Annotated in this window: 14 protein-coding genes; 6 read left to right on the top strand and 8 right to left on the bottom strand. The window is 39.1% G+C overall.

What is annotated here, in order from left to right:
- The 3 genes from ilvD to ilvG form a co-directional block, all read right to left on the bottom strand.
- The gene (ilvD, locus tag GQR38_RS10405) at positions 1–1,857 is read right to left on the bottom strand and encodes a dihydroxy-acid dehydratase (RefSeq protein WP_165721246.1); all 1,857 of its coding nucleotides are present in this window, start codon (positions 1,855–1,857) and stop codon (positions 1–3) included.
- Positions 1,858–1,960: 103 nt separating this feature from the next.
- Positions 1,961–2,206, bottom strand: coding sequence for an acetolactate synthase 2 small subunit (gene ilvM / locus GQR38_RS10400; protein WP_010553831.1), 246 nt, complete (start codon positions 2,204–2,206; stop codon positions 1,961–1,963).
- Positions 2,203–3,852 carry an acetolactate synthase 2 catalytic subunit gene (ilvG, locus tag GQR38_RS10395; protein WP_007582116.1) on the bottom strand — a complete coding sequence of 550 codons (1,650 nt, stop codon included), beginning with the start codon at positions 3,850–3,852 and terminating at the stop codon, positions 2,203–2,205. Before ilvG ends, ilvM begins: the two co-directional genes overlap by 4 nt.
- Before the next feature lie 553 nt (positions 3,853–4,405).
- Between ilvG and GQR38_RS10390 the strand changes: the two genes are divergently transcribed.
- The 6 genes from GQR38_RS10390 to GQR38_RS10365 all read left to right on the top strand — a co-directional run bounded on the left by GQR38_RS10390 (position 4,406) and on the right by GQR38_RS10365 (position 11,475).
- Positions 4,406–6,076, top strand: a complete 1,671-nt coding sequence (locus tag GQR38_RS10390; RefSeq protein WP_165721247.1) for a phosphoethanolamine--lipid A transferase — start codon at positions 4,406–4,408, stop codon at positions 6,074–6,076.
- Positions 6,073–6,444, top strand: a complete 372-nt coding sequence (locus GQR38_RS10385; RefSeq protein ID WP_024605310.1) for a diacylglycerol kinase — start codon at positions 6,073–6,075, stop codon at positions 6,442–6,444. Before GQR38_RS10390 ends, GQR38_RS10385 begins: the two co-directional genes overlap by 4 nt.
- Complete coding sequence (locus GQR38_RS10380; RefSeq protein WP_165721248.1) at positions 6,435–8,381, top strand: LTA synthase family protein; 1,947 nt, start codon at positions 6,435–6,437, stop codon at positions 8,379–8,381. The genes GQR38_RS10385 and GQR38_RS10380 overlap by 10 nt, the downstream gene beginning before the upstream one ends.
- A 73-nt stretch (positions 8,382–8,454) precedes the next feature.
- Positions 8,455–9,129 (top strand): response regulator transcription factor, encoded by a 675-nt coding sequence (locus tag GQR38_RS10375; protein WP_007377292.1) that lies wholly within the window; start codon positions 8,455–8,457, stop codon positions 9,127–9,129.
- Positions 9,110–10,546: a HAMP domain-containing sensor histidine kinase gene (locus GQR38_RS10370; RefSeq protein ID WP_165721249.1), complete on the top strand. Its 1,437-nt coding sequence runs from the start codon at positions 9,110–9,112 to the stop codon at positions 10,544–10,546. Before GQR38_RS10375 ends, GQR38_RS10370 begins: the two co-directional genes overlap by 20 nt.
- Before the next feature lie 50 nt (positions 10,547–10,596).
- Positions 10,597–11,475, top strand: coding sequence for a TraB/GumN family protein (locus GQR38_RS10365; RefSeq protein ID WP_007582127.1), 879 nt, complete (start codon positions 10,597–10,599; stop codon positions 11,473–11,475).
- A gap of 46 nt (positions 11,476–11,521) precedes the next feature.
- Here GQR38_RS10365 and GQR38_RS10360 read toward each other — a convergent pair whose 3' ends face one another.
- The 5 genes from GQR38_RS10360 to GQR38_RS10340 form a co-directional block, all read right to left on the bottom strand.
- On the bottom strand, positions 11,522–12,931 hold the full coding sequence (locus tag GQR38_RS10360) for an ATP-binding cassette domain-containing protein (protein ID WP_165721250.1): 1,410 nt from the start codon (positions 12,929–12,931) through the stop codon (positions 11,522–11,524).
- Positions 12,932–13,323: 392 nt separating this feature from the next.
- Positions 13,324–15,051, bottom strand: a complete 1,728-nt coding sequence (locus GQR38_RS10355; RefSeq protein ID WP_165721251.1) for a response regulator — start codon at positions 15,049–15,051, stop codon at positions 13,324–13,326.
- A 123-nt stretch (positions 15,052–15,174) separates the two neighbouring features.
- Positions 15,175–17,508 carry a fatty acid cis/trans isomerase gene (locus GQR38_RS10350; protein ID WP_165721252.1) on the bottom strand — a complete coding sequence of 778 codons (2,334 nt, stop codon included), beginning with the start codon at positions 17,506–17,508 and terminating at the stop codon, positions 15,175–15,177.
- Entirely contained in the window at positions 17,505–17,867 is a 363-nt protein-coding gene (locus GQR38_RS10345; RefSeq protein ID WP_010553841.1) for a hypothetical protein, read from the bottom strand. The genes GQR38_RS10350 and GQR38_RS10345 overlap by 4 nt, the downstream gene beginning before the upstream one ends.
- 86 nt (positions 17,868–17,953) lie before the next feature.
- Complete coding sequence (locus GQR38_RS10340; protein ID WP_007582136.1) at positions 17,954–18,748, bottom strand: VOC family protein; 795 nt, start codon at positions 18,746–18,748, stop codon at positions 17,954–17,956.
- Positions 18,749–19,463: the final 715 nt, after the last annotated feature.

The following is a 19,463-nucleotide window of genomic DNA, read 5'->3' as shown; positions in this document are numbered from 1 at the left end:
TTAACTAAGCGCCTCCAATTTAGCTAAGTCGCGCACTGCGCCTTTATCAGCACTTGTTGCAAGTAATGCATAAGCCTTTAAAGCAGACGATACATAGCGCTCACGATCAACTGGCTTGTACGCCATTTTTCCGCGTGCTAATTGCTTTTGTTTACGTGCCTCAAGTTCTTCATCGCTTAGCGCTAATGTGATTTCACGTGTTGCGATATCAATAATGATTTTGTCGCCATTTTCAACATAAGCGATTGCACCACCACTCGCCGCCTCTGGCGATACATGGCCAATTGATAAACCCGAAGTACCACCCGAAAAGCGACCATCAGTAATAAGTGCGCATTTTTCAGCTAAGCCTTTCGATTTTAAGTAGCTTGTTGGGTATAGCATTTCTTGCATACCCGGGCCGCCTCTAGGCCCTTCATAACGAATAACAACAACATCGCCGGCTTTTACTTCGTTATTTAAAATCCCTTCTACTGAATCATCTTGTGATTCGTATACAATGGCGGTGCCTTCAAAATGTAGCATTTCATCAACTACGCCAGCACTTTTTACAACACAACCATCAACCGCTAGATTACCCGAAAGCACAGCTAAACCACCGTCTTGGCGAAAAGCATGTTCAACGCTTCGAATACACCCATTCACGCGGTCATTATCGCCTTCATCCCAACGACACTCTTGGCTCATTGCTTTGGTAGTTCGAATGCCCGCAGGACCCGCACGGTAAAATTTGCGCGCTACTTCGTTAGTTGGGTCAGTTGCATCCCATTTTTTAACAAGCTCAGCCATTGTTGACCCAGCTACATGATTAACCGACATATCAACTAAGCCCGCTTTACCAAGCTCGCGTACAACAGCCATCATGCCACCAGCACGGTGGACATCTTCAATATGGTACTCTGGTGTTGCTGGTGCAACTTTACATAAAAACGGTGTTTGACGAGAAAGCGCATCAATATGCGACATATCAAAATCAACGCCGGCCTCTTGCGCTGCAGCAAGCAAATGTAATACGGTATTTGACGAGCCGCCCATTGCAATATCAACAACCATTGCATTCATAAAGGCTGTTTTGTTAGCAATAGCACGTGGCAATACATCTTGATTATCTTTTTGATAATACTCACGACATAAATCAACAATACGAGCCCCTGCTTCAACATACAGTTGTTTACGGTCTTTATGAGTGGCAAGCGTGGTACCGTTACCCGGAAGTGCTAAGCCTATTGCCTCTAACAAACAGTTCATTGAGTTTGCAGTAAACATGCCTGAACACGAACCACATGTAGGACACGCAGAACGCTCTACTTGCTCTGAATCTGCATCACTTACCGATTCATCTGCGCCTTTAACCATGGCATCAACTAAATCAAGTTTAATGTCGATGTTAGCAAGTTTAGTTTTACCCGCTTCCATTGGACCGCCCGATACAAATATTACCGGTATGTTTAAACGTAGCGCTGCAAGCATCATCCCAGGAGTGATTTTGTCGCAGTTTGAAATACAGATCATCGCATCGGCGCAGTGACCATTTACCATGTATTCAACCGAGTCAGCAATTAAATCGCGTGAAGGCAGCGAATAAAGCATACCGCCGTGTCCCATCGCAATACCATCATCAATAGCAATGGTATTAAATTCTTTAGGAACGCCACCGGCTTGGGTTATCGTCTCACCCATAAGCTCACTAAGCTGATTAAGGTGTACATGCCCTGGTACAAATTGTGTAAACGAGTTAACTACGGCAATAATCGGTTTACCAAAATCAGAGTCTGTCATACCTGTTGCGCGCCATAATGCTCTTGCGCCTGCACGTTTACGTCCTTCAGTTGTTGTTGCACTTCTTAATTTAGCCATAGTTACCTCAGTTTTTGCCGCAATATAAGCGGGCATTCCTCATTCTAAAATTGGTGAATAACCGAGTGACTCAGTTACTCGTAAATTATTTTGTAATTCGTAATTACACAGCCTGTTGGTGCTGTAAATTTTGTAAAGTGACTTCTTTTACATCCACCAGCTTGTTTAGCTGGCTGGTTAATAGATGAATAGGTTTATCACTATCTACCGTCATGGCTACGTTGTATAAGCCATCATCCATATTGAGCTGAAAATGCGTTAGGTTAAAACCACGATGACGCACCACTCGTAAAAAGCGTTCTACCGCTATACTTTGGCTTTTTAATGCAATAGTTAGGCTGTGTTTCATTTTGCTTTCTCCGTCATCATTTCGTCGTTAGCAGCCCCAGGTGGTACAAGTGGCCAAACATTTTCTTTATCATCAATACAAGCATGTACTATGTACGGGCCTTTGCTGTTAACTAATGCTGTAATAGCATCATCAACTTGGTTAGCATGGGTAATTGTTTGCCCTGGAATACCAAATACAGCAGCTAGTTGCACAAAGTCTGGGTTATCCGAAAGGTTAGTTTCAGAGTAACGTCCTTCAAAAAACAGTTCCTGCCATTGGCGAACCATCCCTAAACGCTGGTTATCTAAAATTAATATTTTTACAGGTAAATTATTACGGCGAATCGTGGCCAATTCTTGAATATTCATCATTATTGAGCCATCGCCCGATACAGTGATAACAAAGTCATCAGGGCGTGCTACTTGTGCGCCAATAGCCGCAGGTAGACCAAAGCCCATTGTACCTGCACCACCACTGCTTAAATGATTACTCGGGTGAGTAAACTTCATGTGTTGTGCTACCCACATTTGGTGCTGACCTACATCGCAGCACACAACCCCTGTTTTTGGCATGCGTTGGCTCAGTTGGTTTAATAAGTACGGTGCGTAAACCTTCTCACCTGGGTAATCGTAACGCCACGCGTGCTTAATATTCATTTCTTTATTTGTGTCACACCACGCTTTAGGTGTTACAAAGCACTCAAGTGCAGGTAACGACGTTTTTAAATCAGCAATTAATGAAGCTTTAGCTGGTTTACGCTTACCTACTTCAGCGGCATCAATATCTAAATGAATTACTTTAGCTTTAGCTGCAAATTTAGCTAAGTTACCCGTTACGCGGTCATCAAAGCGCGCACCTATACACACAAGTACATCACATTCTTGCACGGCAATATTAGCGGCTTGACCACCATGCATACCTAGCATGCCTAAGTAATGCTCGTAGTCAGGTAACACACTGCCTAATGCTTTTAGTGTTGATACAGCAGGCATCTGGGTTTTATTTAAAAACTGCATTAACTCGTCTTGCGCATCAGCGGCTTGTACACCACCGCCTACGTACGCTACAGGCTGTTTAGCCTCACTCAACAATTGATTAGCAATAGCAACTTGCTTTAAATCTAACTCAGGTAAGTATTCATCAGCTGCAAGCCAAGGCTTAAAAGGTACTTGCGCCATTTGAATATCTTTTGGGATATCGACAAGTACAGGACCTGGTCGGCCGCTTTGCGCTAAATGAATAGCTTCTTGTAATATCTCTGCTAAGTCTTCCGCTCGTTCTACCATGTAGCTGTGCTTAGTACACGAAAGCGACATACCTAGTACATCTATTTCTTGAAACGCATCTGAACCAATAGCTGCAGTAGGCACTTGGCCGGTGATCGCCAATAATGGTACTGAGTCCATCATCGCATCAGCAAGGGCAGTTATTAAGTTAGTTGCACCTGGGCCCGATGTTGCAAAACACACACCTAATTTACGCGTGCTGCGAGCATAACCAACAGCTGCAAACCCTGCACCTTGCTCATGACGAGTAAGGTAGTGTTTGACTGGCGCGCCATACAGCGCATCGTAAATTGGCATAATAGCTCCGCCTGGGTAGCCAAATACTTCATTTACGCCGTGTTTGGCCAATAAGTCGATTGTTAGTTCTGCGCCTGTCATTAATAAACCCTCATTCCTCAGTGACAACCCAATTACATTTTTACGCTAAAAACTTTGCCCTTAAAACTAAAAAGCCCTCCGAACGGTTAAGTGCGGAGGGCTTTTTTAATGCTTAAGTTTTTAAAGCACTACGAAGCCCTCGCGGGAATAATCACCACGATAATAATCAGGACTAGGTTAAGTGCGTTTGTAAGCATGTAATTAATACCAAATTTTGTTCAATTATCGCGAAGGTTATTCCTTCGCTCTCTTTTTATATTAGTACCGCGCTAGGCCCTTTAAGTCAACACCAAAGTTAATCTAACAAAAAGACTAAAAGGCAATTTATCAGGTTTTAAAATTCATTATACAAGCTGGTAGTGGTTTTTTTATGCTCTAATTTTATTCTCAGAAATTCACTATTCTTATATCCCTTATTTAAGGTTTGATTAATTTTTAAGAATATTTTTATAAATAAAATTATTTATCACCTTCAGGTAATGCGTAGGTTCTCTTAAGCGACTCTTAAGTGTTGTTGCATAGCATGGCGTTGTTATTTTAAACGAGCCTAAATATGAACGTAATTAGTCAAACACCAGCACAAAAAAAGCCAAATCGTAGTAAACGGTTTTACATTCACTGTAGTGCAAATGCCTTTGTAGTGATGATTGCCTGTTATTACTGTTTAGTTATAAACATTCCTTTTATTCAAGGTTCGTTTAGCGCCATAACCTCTCTTGCATCTTTTTCATGGCTATTTTTACTTTCAGTCCCGCTACTTTTGTTATGCCTTTTAATTATTTTCTTTTCGATAGTGTCGGTTAGATGGTTATTAAAACCAATTAACTATCTTTTACTGATAATTTCTAGCGCCGTGCTTTACGGCTCATTAAATTACGGTGTTGTGTTTGACTATTCAATGATTCAAAACACGTTCGAAACGGATTCAAGCGAAGCGCTGAGCTATTTAAACCCGCAGCTCATAGCCTTTTTACTGTTGTTTTGTGCGCTACCTGTTTTTATATTAAGCAAAGTAAAAATACACTTTACTCGCCCTCATCAAGAAGCGATTAGCCGCATAAAACTTATTATTGCCTGCTTAACGCTAATTGCTTTAGTGGTCGCTAACTTTTACGCCGATTACGCAGCCACTGGACGTAACAACCGCATTTTGAAAAAAGAAATTATTCCGTTTCAATATCTCTCTAGCGGTTATAAATATATGCGCGATCAGCTGCTGTATACCAACATGGAATTTAAAAATATAGATGCAACACCCACTCTCATTACGCCTAACACCACCAGCGTAACAGTTATGGTTGTTGGCGAAACCGCACGAGCAGAAAACTTTGCTTATCAAGGTTATAAGCGCAACACCAACCCTTATACACAAAAGCATAATGTGACGTATTTTAATAATGTGGCGTCTTGTGGCACCGCTACTGCTGTGTCTGTGCCGTGTATGTTTTCACTGCAAACACAAGATAACTTTGATCGATTAGCAGCCGACAACCAACAAAACCTGATTGATTTAGCACAACAAGCTGGCAGCGATGTATTGTGGGTTGATAATAACAGCGGCTGTAAAAACGTATGCCCTCGTGTTGTTAACATTGATATCCCAACCACCCCATCAGCGCTTTGCGATGGGAAATATTGTTTTGATGAAGCACTCCTTGCTCCACTTAAACGCAAACTCGCTAATTTAAGCCAAGCTAACACCGTTATCGTCCTACATATGATGGGCTCACATGGACCAACTTACTTTAAACGCTACCCAGATAAGTTTAAGCAATTTACGCCTACGTGCGATAGAAGCGACATTCAAAACTGCTCACTCGATGAATTAGTTAATACCTACGACAACACAATTGCGTACAGCGACTTTGTTAACGCCCAGGTAATTGAGCAATTAAAAGCGCTGCCAAACAATATAGATAAGCAGTTTTTATATGTCTCTGATCATGGTGAATCACTTGGCGAAGGCGGTGCTTATTTGCATGGTTTTCCGTATAGCTTTGCCCCAAGTACACAAACACATGTCCCCCTTTATATGTGGGCTGATGAGCATAACCAGCGCATTACTAATACCTGTTTAGCTAATTTAGACACCCGCGCTGCGCGCTCACACAACAATATTTTTCACACCCTTTTAAATTTAATTGGCATTAAGAGCAAAACATATCAGGCATCGCTTGATTTACTTGCTAGCTGCCAAACAACACCAAGCGAAATACAATTATGAGCAATAAAACCGTTATAAAACGCCAAGGCTTAATGCGCCTTATTTTTACCTTAAGCCATTCTTTTAACGGCTTAAAATGGATGAGTCGATTTGAAGCGGCGTTTCAACAAGAGTTAGCACTGTTTTCGTTACTCGGTGTGTTTGTGTGGCTACAAGAAATTGCACTAAGCGACAAGTTATTACTGATAGCCAGCCTGCTTTTTGTATTATTTGCTGAGCTGGTAAATACGGCAGTTGAGGTTGTAGTTGATAGAATTGGCAGTGAATACCATGAGCTTTCGGGGCTAGCTAAAGATATTGCCTCTGCAAGCGTGTTTATAGCTATGCTAATTGCCGCTCTTATTTGGTGGGCTGTGTTATGGGCATAAAGCTAACTTTTATACCTAAAATACAAAATGCACTTGGCCCTGTATGGATTTTTGTTGTATTTACTGTTTTGGCACTTAGCTTTTTAACACTTGCTCGCTTTGGATTAAGTGTATGGCAAGGGGAGCGTGTATTTGGATCGCATGCGTGGTTATCTATATTTATAGGTGGGTTAAGAGTAGATATAGCCACTCTAAGCTACATTATTATGCCCGCATTACTACTTACCTTACTGATGCAAAGCGTAGGTTGGCAAAATAAAGTACGCGGCCTAATTAAAATTTACTTAGTGGGGATGTCTGCTTTACTCGTTTTTTTTGAAGTGATTACGCCTACGTTTATAAACGAGTACGACTTGCGCCCTAACCGCTTATTTATAGAATATTTAATTTACCCTAAAGAAGTCTCAAAAATGATTTTTTCAGGCTATAAGTTAGAAGTATTTATTGCTGTTATAGCACTTGTTTTAAGCTGTAAATTTGCAAGCAAAATATTTAGCAATCAATGGCAAAGCAAGTCATCACTAACAGGCTTAAACCAATCAATTTTAGCGCTTGTTTTAGTATGCTTAACTATTTTGGGCGCGCGTAACTCATTAGGGCACAGACCACTTAACCCCGCTATGGTCTCTTTCTCTACTGATCACTTACTTAACGACTTAACCCTTAACTCACTTTATAGCGTCGCATTTGCAGTTAAGCAACTCTCTAACGAACAATCAAGCCAAGACTATTATGGCAAAATGCCTACCGATGAATTGCTTAGTATTGTGCGTAGTAACATGCAAAACACGCAAGCCGCATTTAATGATGTAACCGCCCCTACAAAAACGTTTCATGAAGCAAGTAATATAGGTAAACCAAAAAATCTAGTCATTATTTTACAAGAAAGTTTAGGTGCTCGTTATGTAGGCACGCTTGGCGGTTTACCGCTTACACCTAATATAGACGCCCTTTATAAACAAGGCTGGGGATTTGATAATTTATACGCTACGGGCACGCGCTCGGTGCGTGGTATTGAGGCGGTAATTACAGGATTTACACCAACGCCTTCGCGTGCAGTTGTTAAGCTTGATAAATCACAGCGTGACTTTTTTACCATTGCTGATTTTTTAGCGAAGCAAAATTACAGCACACAGTTTATTTATGGTGGCGAAAGCCATTTTGATAACATGCGAAGCTTCTTTTTAGGCAATGGTTTTAAAAGTATCGTAGATACAAATAACTTTAAAAAAATAGATTTTAATGGCTCGTGGGGCGCATCAGACGAAGACTTGTACGACCAAGCCGACATAGAACTTACTAAGCTTAAAAATCAAAACAAACCCTTTTTTAGCCTTATATTCTCAAGCTCTAATCATAGTCCGTATGACTTTCCTGACGATAAAATAACGCTGTACGATAAACAAAAACAAACCCGTAATAATGCTGCCAAGTATGCCGATTACGCACTAGGCACGTTTATCGAAAAAGCCAAGAAATCGAGCTACTGGGATGATACCGTATTTATAGTTATTGCCGATCACGACTCACGCGTATCGGGTTCGAATTTAGTACCGGTTGATCACTTTAAAATTCCGGCCGTTATTTTTGGTAAAGGTATTACCCATAAACGAGATAGCCAACTAGCCAGCCAGATCGATATTCCTGTTACTCTACTGTCTTTAATTGGCGCAAGTGGTAAGCATCCTATGATAGGCCATGATTTATCAAAGCCAATTAGCGACAACAAACAACGCGCAATGATGCAATACGACAAAAACTTTGCATATATGCACGATAATAAAGTGGTGGTGTTACAACCTCAAAAACCAGCAACCACCTATACGTATAGCAATAATCAGCTTGTACCATGTGAAAACGATGAGCAACTAGTTAAAAAAGCCCTAGCCCATGCGAACTTAGGTAATTTAGCCTACACAAATGGTTGGTACCATTAGTTATTATTCTTGCAGTGACTTGATAATAAAGCCTTGTTAAAGTAACAAGGCTATTTTTATAAACCGAGTAAACATGAAAATCCTCGTTATTGAAGACTCTGAAGCACTAAGACGCAGCTTGCAAGTTGGCCTTAGCAACCTTGGTTTTACCGTAGATGAAACAGGTGATGGCTCAGAAGGGTTGAGTATGGCACTGAGTGGAAACTACGACCTCCTCGTACTTGATTTAATGCTACCGAGCGTTGATGGCATGAGTATTTTACAAGCACTGCGCAGCAGTAATAGCCAAAGCCGTGTGCTAATTTTATCTGCACGAAGTGAGCCTCAAGATAAAATTAACGGCCTTATGAAAGGCGCTGACGATTATTTAACTAAGCCATTTTCGTTTGAAGAACTCCATGCTCGCGTCCTTGCATTACTTCGTCGTGGTTCACTGCAAAACCAACAAAATACCCTTACCGTAGGTGATTGCGTATTAGATCTGTCACTTAAAACTCTTCACTACAAGCAACATGCCATTGAGCTCACACGTAATGAATACAAAATAATAGAATGCTTATTTAACGCCCCAGAGCGAGTATTGGGGCTTGAGCTTATAAGTGAAGCGGTGGTAGGGCAGTTTGATATGCTCTCTAAAAATGCGCTTGAAGCACACATCTCAACCATACGTAAAAAAGTAAGACAGTTTGATGGCGAGCTCCCGATAAAAAATAAACGTGGATTTGGTTATGTCGCAACAACAAAATAAAAATCACTCAATAAAACGTAAACTCGTTAATAATATTAGCGCTGTGATCTCTGTTATTTTATTCACCATATTTTTAACCGTTGATCTAAGTGTTGATACTTGGGTGGAAGATCAGTTCAATCAGTCTCTAACTAACAAAGCTAACTACTTAAAAACCTTAGTTGAGGATGACAACAACGTAGTTGAATTTGATTTTGCTGGTGAGTTTATGTCGGAGTATGAAGCAGCCGATGCCACGGAGTTTTACCAGTTATGGCATGGCCGTGATGTGTTTGAACGCTCGGACTCATTAGCGCTTTATGAAAATGCTAACCTGCCTTTTTTAGAAATGCCGATAAACGAATCTAAAATTATAGATTACGAGCTTCCTAACGGGCGTGATGGCCGCGCACTTATAAGTCACTTTGTAGCCCAAAAAGATGATAGAAATCCCACTCACTCTGCTGTTTTTAATACCATGACGCTTGCAATCGCAGCGCCCACCTCCGAACTTAATAAAGTACTGATTATTATTGATGTAGTCTTTATTTTAACCTGTGTGCTTGGTGTGTTTGGTGTGCGCTATTTAGTGACACGGATTGTAAATAAAGGCCTGCACCCACTACACAACTTAAACGATCAAATTAAGTTACTCGATATTACCGGTGTTGCGCAAACAATAGAAAGCGACTTTAAAGTAGAAGAAATAGAACCTATACGTAACGAGCTAAATAAATTTATTACCGTTAATCAGCAACTCTATAGTAATGAAAAACGCCTAACAAGCGACATTGCACACGAGCTTAAAACCCCAATAGCTGAACTCATAAGCCTCTCAGAGGTGGCTATTCGCTACCCTGACGATAAACGCATTAGCGACACCTATACCAGTGATGTGCTTAATATTTCACAGCGTATGAAAACGATTGTTAGCAACCTATTACTGTTGCAGCGCTCAAGTAGCAGTGCAATGCAATTAAATGCACAAAATATCATTCTAAATAACCTAGTAAATCAAATTGTTGATGAGCTGACCTTTAAGCACCCAAGTATTAAAGCGCGTTTAAATAATGAGATAACTGACGAGTTTACACTTAATGCTGACGAATTTAGTTTAAATACCATTTTATGTAACTTAATCGATAACGCACTATTTTATGGACTCCCTGAGGCACCAATTAAATTAACTGCCGTAAATAACAGCACAAACATGACCATCTCTGTTAGTAACAAAGTAAATAAACCACTAAGTAGTGAACAGCTCACTGCTATTTTTGACCCGCTCTATCAGCTAGATTCATCTAGAACTAATAACCAGCGCCATGGTTTAGGATTATCAATTGTACAGAGCTTATGTAACTTAAATGGCTTTACTATCACGGCCAGTAATACCGAAAACAATACGTTAACGTTTATATTAACGTTACCTCTGAAGTAAATTTAGGTTAGTATTTACACTACTAACCTTCGAGATTTTAAGGACAAACCATGAATGCTCTTACCCGTGTTAGCCACTTTTTTATTGTGGCATTACTTATAACATTTAGCCTTAACAGCTATGCAGCTCCTGCCATATACAAGATAGAAAAAAATGGCGTTAGCTCTTACTTATTTGGCACCGTACACGTTGGTGATGCCAGCATGAAAGGCTTACCTAAAAATGTAACCGATGCAATTAGTGCAAGCAAAGAAGTGATTGTTGAAGTTGATATAAGCAAACTTACACCACTTGAAATGCAACAGCGCTCAATGCCATTTATGATGCTAAGTGACGGTAAAACATTACAAACTGAGCTTTCAAAGCAAAATTATACCAAGCTAAAAAATTACTTTGCTAAAAAGTCGATTGATATTGCTATGTTTAATGGCTTAAAGCCTTGGGCTGTTATGGTGACTATGATGCAAATTGAATTTCAAAATGCAGGATATTCAGATAAAACCGGCATAGACAAGCAAGTACTTGCTTACGCTAAAGAACATAAAATAAAAATTGGTGAGCTTGAAACTCTAGAGCAACAACTGCAAATGTTTGATGGCATGGCGCTATTAAGCAATGAAATGATTGAAGAAACATTTGAGCAACTCAGCGATATTAATACTTACTTTATCAAATTAGTTAATGCCTGGAAAAACGGGGATATGGATACACTAACCGATTACTACAACATGAGTTTTGATGACAGTAATTATGGTGAAATTAGCGAGCAAGTAATGCTAACTAACCGCAATAATAATTGGGTTAAACAACTCACACCGCGTTTAGCAAACGAGCAATTATTTATTGCCGTAGGCGCTCTGCATTTACCTGAAAAACACGGGTTACTTAAACAACTTCGAGATAAAGGCTTTAGCGTTACTCGTCTTTAAAATAAAAATGGTTGAGTGATTTTTCGCTCAACCTTTCTGTGAGCTTTTAATGAAAGTCTTCCATTTTTAAGTAATTCTCTATTCCTTTAATTTTGTCTGCCGCATGATGATTTACATAAATCACAGTACTTGTATTGGCAGCACAAATTTTCTCTATTAGTAGCAGTACACGCTGCCTGTTTGCTTCATCTAAGCCTAAGCAAGGTTCATCTAAAATGAGTAACGTTGGATGTTTTACCATAGCCCGCACAATTAATAACATACGCTGATCGCCGTACGAAAGCTGAGTGAATGAGATATTTTGTTTATCACTTAAACCAATAAATGCCAGCCACTGTTGAGCAATATTAATTTGTGCGTCGCTCGGTTTTTGATATAAACCTATGCTGTCGTAAAAACCTGAAATAACAGTATTTAAAGCCGATATACTTACGCGGTAATCCATATGTAGCGCGTTAGATATAAAACCAATATGCTGTTTTATATCCCAAATACTCTCCCCGGTTCCGCGTTTAAAACCGAACACTTCAATGTCATTGTTATAACACTGTGGGTTATCACCTGTTATTAAATTTAATAGGCATGTTTTACCTGAACCGTTCGCTCCAGTAAGCTGCCAATGCTGATGCTTTTTTATAGTCCAATTGAGATTTTTGAATATGCTTACATCACTGTAACTAACTTTAGCATTACTCAATTTAACTAAGGTATTACCAGTGAATGCCTTTTGCTCTTGTTCGGTATCAGGAGATGGCACATCCAATGAAGTATGCTCTAAATGAAGTAGTTTTAGTAAGTCACTTAATTGCTCACTACTTGGCTTTGCTAAAGTATGTAACAAGCAACCTTGGTTTACATAGCCATAGTGAGTAATGAATGAAGGGATTTCGTCTAGGCGGTTTAGTACAAAAACAAAAGTAATCGTGTGGCTAAGCTCTATGAGTATTTTATTAAGTTGCTGACAAGATTGTACGTCGAGTCCATCAAATGGCTCGTCAAGCACGACTAACTCACTATGGGAGCTGAGTGCTTTTATAAGTAGGAGTTTACGAGTTTCACCCGTTGAAAGGTCTCTAAAATGCCTATTTAGTAATGAGCTAAATTTAAATAATTCTATTAGCTGCGCTAATAACTCATCATTATTACTATGCCCTGTAAAAATAAGGTCTTGGACGAGGCTATGCTTTTCATGCTCTAATTCTTGGGCCAGTAACTGTTTATGTGAATCTGAAGACACGAGCATAAGCTTATTAATACTACTTATACGCTTACCAGTTTCGCACTTAGCTTCACCAACTAACGCAGCTGTCAGTGCAGATTTACCGGCTCCATTAGCACCTAGAAGCAGCCAATGTTCTCCTAGATTCACTTGCCAATCTAGGTTGCATATGTCGTAACGACTTTTGCCTTGCCCTTGTAAGTAACCATTAAATTGCTCAAGCGTAATTGACTGCACTAACTTTTCCTAATAAACCTTAAAACAGCAAGTTAACGCATATTAAAAGAGCTTAGCAAGCTTGTTATCTGCAAAATTAATTTATTTCACTAGGGCGTATTGATCTTTGTGGATTGAAATTTGTTCAATCTAGGGGCGATTAAATCGCGGCGCGAGGTTTGTAACCTAGTGAGCTAAGTCAAAACCGAGTAAAGCTTCCGCGTCCTGCTCACGCCCCTTACCTACATCCATGTAGGCAACAAAGAGTTAATCGTCCCTAGAAAGAACCCAATGGGCAGCGCATGTTTGGTATTTATGCTGCGTTATCGCCTATTTATGGGGAATAACCACACTACATAGGCTCTGCCTTGCCTAAAAACCAAGCATACTGCTGCAAATTCAACTACCAAAGATCAACACGCCCTAGCAACGCTAATACTATTTAATGCGTCTTTAATTGCTTGCTGACTTATTGGTTTATGAATATGAAAGTTAGCCCCGTATTTATAAGCTCGCTCTATATCATTTTGTGAAGTATTTGCTGTTATAACAATAATTGGCATTACTTTATTAAGATCAGAGCGTATTTTTTTAATCGCCTCAAACCCATCCATTACTGGCATATTTAAGTCCATAAAAACAATATCGTATTGATTTTCACTCACCATATCGCACGCGACTTTGCCGTTTTCAGCGCAATCATAGCTTAAACCTAATAAGCTAAGTATGCGGGTCAGTAATATAGTATTTAATGGATTATCTTCAACGACTAAACACTTTAGTTTGTCATTTATTTTACGAGGGTTTGGGAGAGCTTTACTGGCAATTATTGGTAAGTGCAAAGATACCAGCGCTCCATGGGCTTCATTATTTTTGAAGGTAATTTCACCGTGCAACGCCTTTACAACATACTGAACCCGAGTGATACCTGTTCTTAATCCTTGAAAATGGTTTGTTTGTTTAAATGAGTCAAATTCAAGATCAGTAATCTCTTTCGAAAAACCACAACCAGTATCACTTACAGTTACACAAAGTTCATCATTAAAAAGCTTTGCAGAGACAGTAATTTCACCTTCTGTCGTAAACTTAATAGCGTTACTGATTAATTCTGTAAGCGTATGCTGCAAACGTTGATGATCCAATTTACATACACAATTTAATGATTCATCTAAACAACTAACTAGTTTTAGGCCTTTTTGCTGACAAGCATGCTCGTAAGCCATTAGTACTTTATTACACGACTCTAGAAGGTTTTCATTTTTAAATTGCGGTACCCACTTACCTGTACTTAAAGCTTGCAAGTCCTGCAGTTCATCTAATATAGCTATTAACCTAAGTGCGCAGTAATTAGCTTGGGTTTTAACGCTTTGCTGCGTATCAGAAACCTTTAACTCCTCAATAGACGTAATAAGACCCTGTAAAGGAGTTCTAAATTCGTGACTTGCTCTGGCAATAAAATGCTCTTTATTTTGACTCACTTGTTGAGCGAACTCTTTTTGTTTTTGGTATTTAGACAATGCGTTACCTATTTCTTTTTCCATTGGCATAAATACAAATCTTAACTCTACAAGTAGTAAAAACATCGCCATAAGCCAAAATAATAATTCAAGGTTAGATACCCAGTTCAATTTTTGTACAGCTTGCTCTTCAAATAAATTCACTGCATGATCTAGTTGCTTTAATAGCTCTTCAACCTCAGTTACAGAGAATATACGCTTATCTACTTGGCCTTGTTGATAAAGCAAATTTTCCGCTTGCTGGATATATGTTGCAACTTGGGAATCTAGTTTATGAGGAGCTAACGTATATAGCTTAATAAGCTTAGGTGTAAGGTACTGATACTCTCCATTAGCATTTTTTGAAAGTAAGTAATTATGAGTTTTTTTGAATGATACGACTGATGTCTTTAACGCTTTAGTATGCTCAGAAATATTTGTTGCCGATAATAATAACTCATTACTATGCCAAGCTATTTTTTGAGAAAGCATTCTCTGCTTACCAGCCATATTTATTATTTTTGCGTCATATTTTTGCACCGAAAAATAATACTGCATAAGTGATGCTGATGTGCTTATTAATAGTGCTATTGCTATTAATGCCCATCGGTAACGAGTACGGATATTCGCGACAACTTTAAACATACTAAGCCCTGTTTTTGTTTTAAGTGTAGCTCAATTTTTTAGAACTAATAAGCAGCTTAAATAATGATTATTAAATAAAAAAGCCCAACTAAAAAGTTGGGCTAATAAAATAAAACTATTTAACTATCTATTTTCTAAACGGTTATAGTCGAACATTCCATATTCTATCCCACGATATTTTTTAGCTGTATCGTGCAATATATCGCTGTATTGCCAAAACTGTGGATGAGTACGTCGTATACCAAACTTAGATTTCAATGCACCATAATCAGCTTCTATTTGCATCATAGGCAATTGCTCGGCAAAAGCATTTACTTGCTGCTCGTTATTTAAATACCAAATAGCTGCTGGATAATCTCCGATAAACCCAGGAACAATAGTCGCGGTATCTTCATCATAAGCACGTTGGCCATCTTCGTTTAATAAACTAGATATATTGTAGTGCGCATTATGATGAATAATAGTGTAGCCCTTATGGCTATTATCTTCTTGCTTTACAAGTATAAAAGAAAGCTGAGGTAATAAGTTAACCGCTTTTGCTGGCATTTCACTTATTACATTTAACGGCTTTGCCACTTCAGTGTAGTTGTATTTTTCACTTAAAACTGGCGCTAAGGCTTCTTTCATCAAGGTATATAGTTCATGCTGTGGATCATCAGTTTTATAGTTAATACCACTGGGCTGGCTAAATTCTCGGTTACTTTTAAAGAACTTAGATAAGTCAGGTGGTGAATTACGATACCACTGCTTTTTGATTTGATTACGCTTGTGCTCAGGTAATAGAGCTAAAAAGTTTTGCTCTCCCTCTAAACGTAAAAAATCCATATATAAACGTGTAACCAATTGATGGCCTATATTTCCGTATACATCAAAGCCTGCCACAAGCAAATAATGAATACGTTCAAATAACGCATAATCAAGTATCCACGTGGTTTTAGGCTCTTGACCAATAAAACCTTTAACAACAGTTGCACTATCAAAATGGCGGAAAATAGTCAGCGCAGCATTTTTATTATGCCCATCACCTTTCCAAAGCAAGTCAGTTGTAAGATGCTCGCCACCTTTGAACATTTCGTTTGCAAGCTCAACTTTTGCCTGTAAATATTTTTTCTCACGAACTGAATATTTAACCCAGCTAGAAATAGGTAACGCATTACTTTCCTCTGCGGCAGGAAGTTCTAGAGCTTCTTCATGTTGCATTAGCATTTCCCCTACAGCAGGAGTCGCAACCTTATCAGGATCAGCAAATGCCACCCAAAAGTGATCATTTATAACATTTAAAGCAATCTGACCACGACAAACAGGCCCTTTTATAAAGCCCATAATAATTAACTCTGCTTCATCAAGCATAAATTGATATTTAGAATTAATAGGAATAACTTCAAAAGTTTTAAATGGGTTAGATGCTGACTTAGGCTCATAACTCGGCATTTGCGTAACTGTATAATCTGGCGCAATAAACTGCTCGTACAAACGCAGTAATTTAGTTTCATTAAGCTCAAGTGGTAAATGCGTTTTAGAAAGTATGGTTGTACGCTCTTGCATAAAACGATAATAAACACGGCTAACTTTAGGGTCATCGTATGGGCGGCGCGTGTTAATTAACTTTATTTCCTCACCAGGAGGCGTACTTGAGCGAACTAGTTTGAAAAAGCTTTGTGGGTTTTCTGACGTAAAATAAATATGTGCTAAAAACCAATGTTCATAAATATAACGTGCTGATAACTGATACTTTAAGTTATCTTGATTTAAAAATGCTTCCCAGCCCTTTATTTTATTCTGATCATACTTACTTGGTGGCTCAATATGTGACATTTTACCGCCATTTTTAAGCCAGTTCTGTAAATGATTAAACTCTTCGCGCGAAACCCCAGGTAAACCATAAGGCATACCGCCATGAGGTTGCTCGTCAGCTAATCGGTCAAACTCCCCCATTGTTGCACAGGTTTGCGAACGCCCTAATGAAAAATCAAATTCATCATCTAGCACTTCATTAGTTGGTAATTCATAGCTTTGCTTTAACACTAAACTATTAAATAAAACACTTCCCGCTAAGTTTGCTTCTTCACTTTGTACGCGCTCATTTAGCACTGGCGTAAAGTTTTTTTCTCGCCATTGCTGTGTATTGGTTGCATCAAACAATAAACGGCTTGGGGTCGTTGCCAATAAACGAGTTCCATCGTAAACGAGCTCTTTACTCAAACCTCGATCAATACCTTCAGGGGATGAGAGCTTAAGCTGGCAAGGTGCGTCGTAACAACCATGGCAAACGACGCAGCGGGTATCGAGTACTGGTTTTACGTTTTGTAAAAAATCAGCTCCAGCAAGGGTAGAATGTGGAACGATACGCTCTTGCGCTTGTTCAGGGCCAAATAAATCATCGTAATGTGCATTACCTAAGTAAGCACAACCACTAAGGATAATTAATACAAATGTACTTATTATTATTTTTTTCATTCGTCCTCGTCACCTAAATCGAAGGTGGGCATCATATCCATTTGAGGAGAAACGAATGTTTTCTGACCTTCAGTATTCAAAACAATACTTAAAAGAGGCCCATGCGTTAATGTTATCTGCGCATCATGCTCTTGCTCTAATATACTTAAATACAGAGAATCAGTTATAAGCAACTCATAACCGCTAACGGTAATAGCTACACTGCTATCTTCACTTGGATTTTGGCAAATTTGAGCAAGTAACTCATCATCAAGTCCAATTGATATTTCAAAATCAGGCTGCTCTAAATCTCTATTACTTAATGATTCATCTAATAGAAATAAAGGAAGGGTTAAATTGCTATCTTGTTCAAATTCCATTGCGTTCTCTGCACTTTCTGACGATTTAATTGGCGAGTATTATAACAAACTAGCGAGTAAATTAACGCTAAAGCTAATGTAACTGTTTAAACGTCATCTATAACAGATTCGATCACCGAAAATACACCACCTTGAGGATCGCATATAACACTAAAACGACCAACATCGGGGATATCTGTTGCAGGAACACATACTTGTCCACCTAAGCTAGCGGCTTTATTTACTGCCGTATCGCAGCTCTCTACTGCAAAATAAATCATCCAATGAGCAGGAATATCTTCAGGCCAGTCGCTTGTCATCTCAAGCATACCGGCAATTGGCTGTCCATCAACCAAAAATAAAGTGTAGTTCATACCTTCCATTGGCTTTATTTCACTTTCCCAGCCTAGTAAAGTACAGTAAAAATCTCTACTTACTTTACTATTTCTGGTTGCTAACTCATGCCAATAAGGCGTGTTTAATTCACCTAAGTACTTACAACCTTTATGCTCATTGCCTTGCCATAGTGCAACAGTGGCACCTACAGGATCTTTTAGCATCAACATTCGTCCTGCATTCATAACATCATGAGGACCGGCAATAACTTCAGCACCTAGTTCTTTAGCTTTTAGCGCACAATCATCAACATTGTCGACGGCAATGTAAGCCAACCAATGACTTGGGATCCCTTCACTAATTTGCTCTTTAGGCATTTCATACATAGCGGCTATATCACCACCTTGCTTTTGTAGCATGGTGTAATATATGTCCTCCCCAATAGGTTGATCGTCATACCCCCAATCAAATAATGATGTATAAAACGTCTTACCTTCTTTCCAATTGTGTGTACAAAGTTCTGACCAACAAAAAATGCCATGTGGATGATTATCAATTTCACTCATTATTAAACCCTTATTATTCTATTTTTATCTAAACGAACTATGTCACATTTTATAAACTACATAATTGAACAGATCATAAATTGAGATTAGAGCAATAACTAAGCGGAGTCGATAAAAGAAGGGCAAAAAATTCGTTATTCAGTTGTTTCATATATGAGGCTTTTAACGCAGTTAGCGTCAGATTTAATCCCTCAAATTGATTAAATATTATTGCTGATCGATATAAATGATTTACTAAGAAGTCCTTCGCTCTAGAGGAATCCCTGAATCACTTTTTTGAAGACGTAAAAAACCCGAATCATTAGATTCAGACGCTCTACAATATAAAGTCGGTACGCTACGCAGTATATCAGCGTCGGGAGTCGCTATGCTTGCCCGCCCTGCGTGCTAGGTGTTGATGTGAGTGTGTATTAATTGCGCGTATTTCACTTTTCTGCAGATGTAAAAAAGCCCGACTATTTATAGTCGGGCTCTCTACAATTTGAAGTCGGTGCGCTACGCAGTAGGATTTCGTAGTGCCCACAGCGGTGGAGAGCCACAGTGAAATGCTACACTATCATCGTCGCTGTTTCGTTTCACTACTGAGTTCGGCATGGGCTCTTGGCTATTTATTAAATCCCAGACAGCAAAAAACCCGTCACATTGCTGTAACGGGTTTCTTTAATTTGAAGCCTGGTAATGTCCTACTTTCACATAGCAAATGCTACACTATCAT

Source organism: Pseudoalteromonas sp. c7(2019) (assembly GCF_011378625.1).
Taxonomy (GTDB): Bacteria; Pseudomonadota; Gammaproteobacteria; order Enterobacterales; family Alteromonadaceae; genus Pseudoalteromonas; species Pseudoalteromonas arctica.
This window is presented reverse-complemented; position numbering and strand designations above follow the sequence as displayed.

What these genes read in the sequence shown, in the direction of transcription:
- GQR38_RS10390 (WP_165721247.1), top strand. Translation starts at nt 4,406, where the DNA reads ATGAACGTAATTAGTCAAACACCAGCACAAAAAAAGCCAAATCGTAGT.
- GQR38_RS10375 (WP_007377292.1), top strand. Translation starts at nt 8,455, where the DNA reads ATGAAAATCCTCGTTATTGAAGACTCTGAAGCACTAAGACGCAGCTTG.
- GQR38_RS10355 (WP_165721251.1), bottom strand. Translation starts at nt 15,051, where the DNA reads ATGTTTAAAGTTGTCGCGAATATCCGTACTCGTTACCGATGGGCATTA.
- ilvD (WP_165721246.1), bottom strand. Translation starts at nt 1,857, where the DNA reads ATGGCTAAATTAAGAAGTGCAACAACAACTGAAGGACGTAAACGTGCA.
- GQR38_RS10385 (WP_024605310.1), top strand. Translation starts at nt 6,073, where the DNA reads ATGAGCAATAAAACCGTTATAAAACGCCAAGGCTTAATGCGCCTTATT.
- GQR38_RS10370 (WP_165721249.1), top strand. Translation starts at nt 9,110, where the DNA reads ATGTCGCAACAACAAAATAAAAATCACTCAATAAAACGTAAACTCGTT.
- GQR38_RS10380 (WP_165721248.1), top strand. Translation starts at nt 6,435, where the DNA reads ATGGGCATAAAGCTAACTTTTATACCTAAAATACAAAATGCACTTGGC.
- GQR38_RS10365 (WP_007582127.1), top strand. Translation starts at nt 10,597, where the DNA reads ATGAATGCTCTTACCCGTGTTAGCCACTTTTTTATTGTGGCATTACTT.
- GQR38_RS10350 (WP_165721252.1), bottom strand. Translation starts at nt 17,508, where the DNA reads ATGAAAAAAATAATAATAAGTACATTTGTATTAATTATCCTTAGTGGT.
- ilvG (WP_007582116.1), bottom strand. Translation starts at nt 3,852, where the DNA reads ATGACAGGCGCAGAACTAACAATCGACTTATTGGCCAAACACGGCGTA.
- GQR38_RS10345 (WP_010553841.1), bottom strand. Translation starts at nt 17,867, where the DNA reads ATGGAATTTGAACAAGATAGCAATTTAACCCTTCCTTTATTTCTATTA.
- GQR38_RS10340 (WP_007582136.1), bottom strand. Translation starts at nt 18,748, where the DNA reads ATGAGTGAAATTGATAATCATCCACATGGCATTTTTTGTTGGTCAGAA.
- ilvM (WP_010553831.1), bottom strand. Translation starts at nt 2,206, where the DNA reads ATGAAACACAGCCTAACTATTGCATTAAAAAGCCAAAGTATAGCGGTA.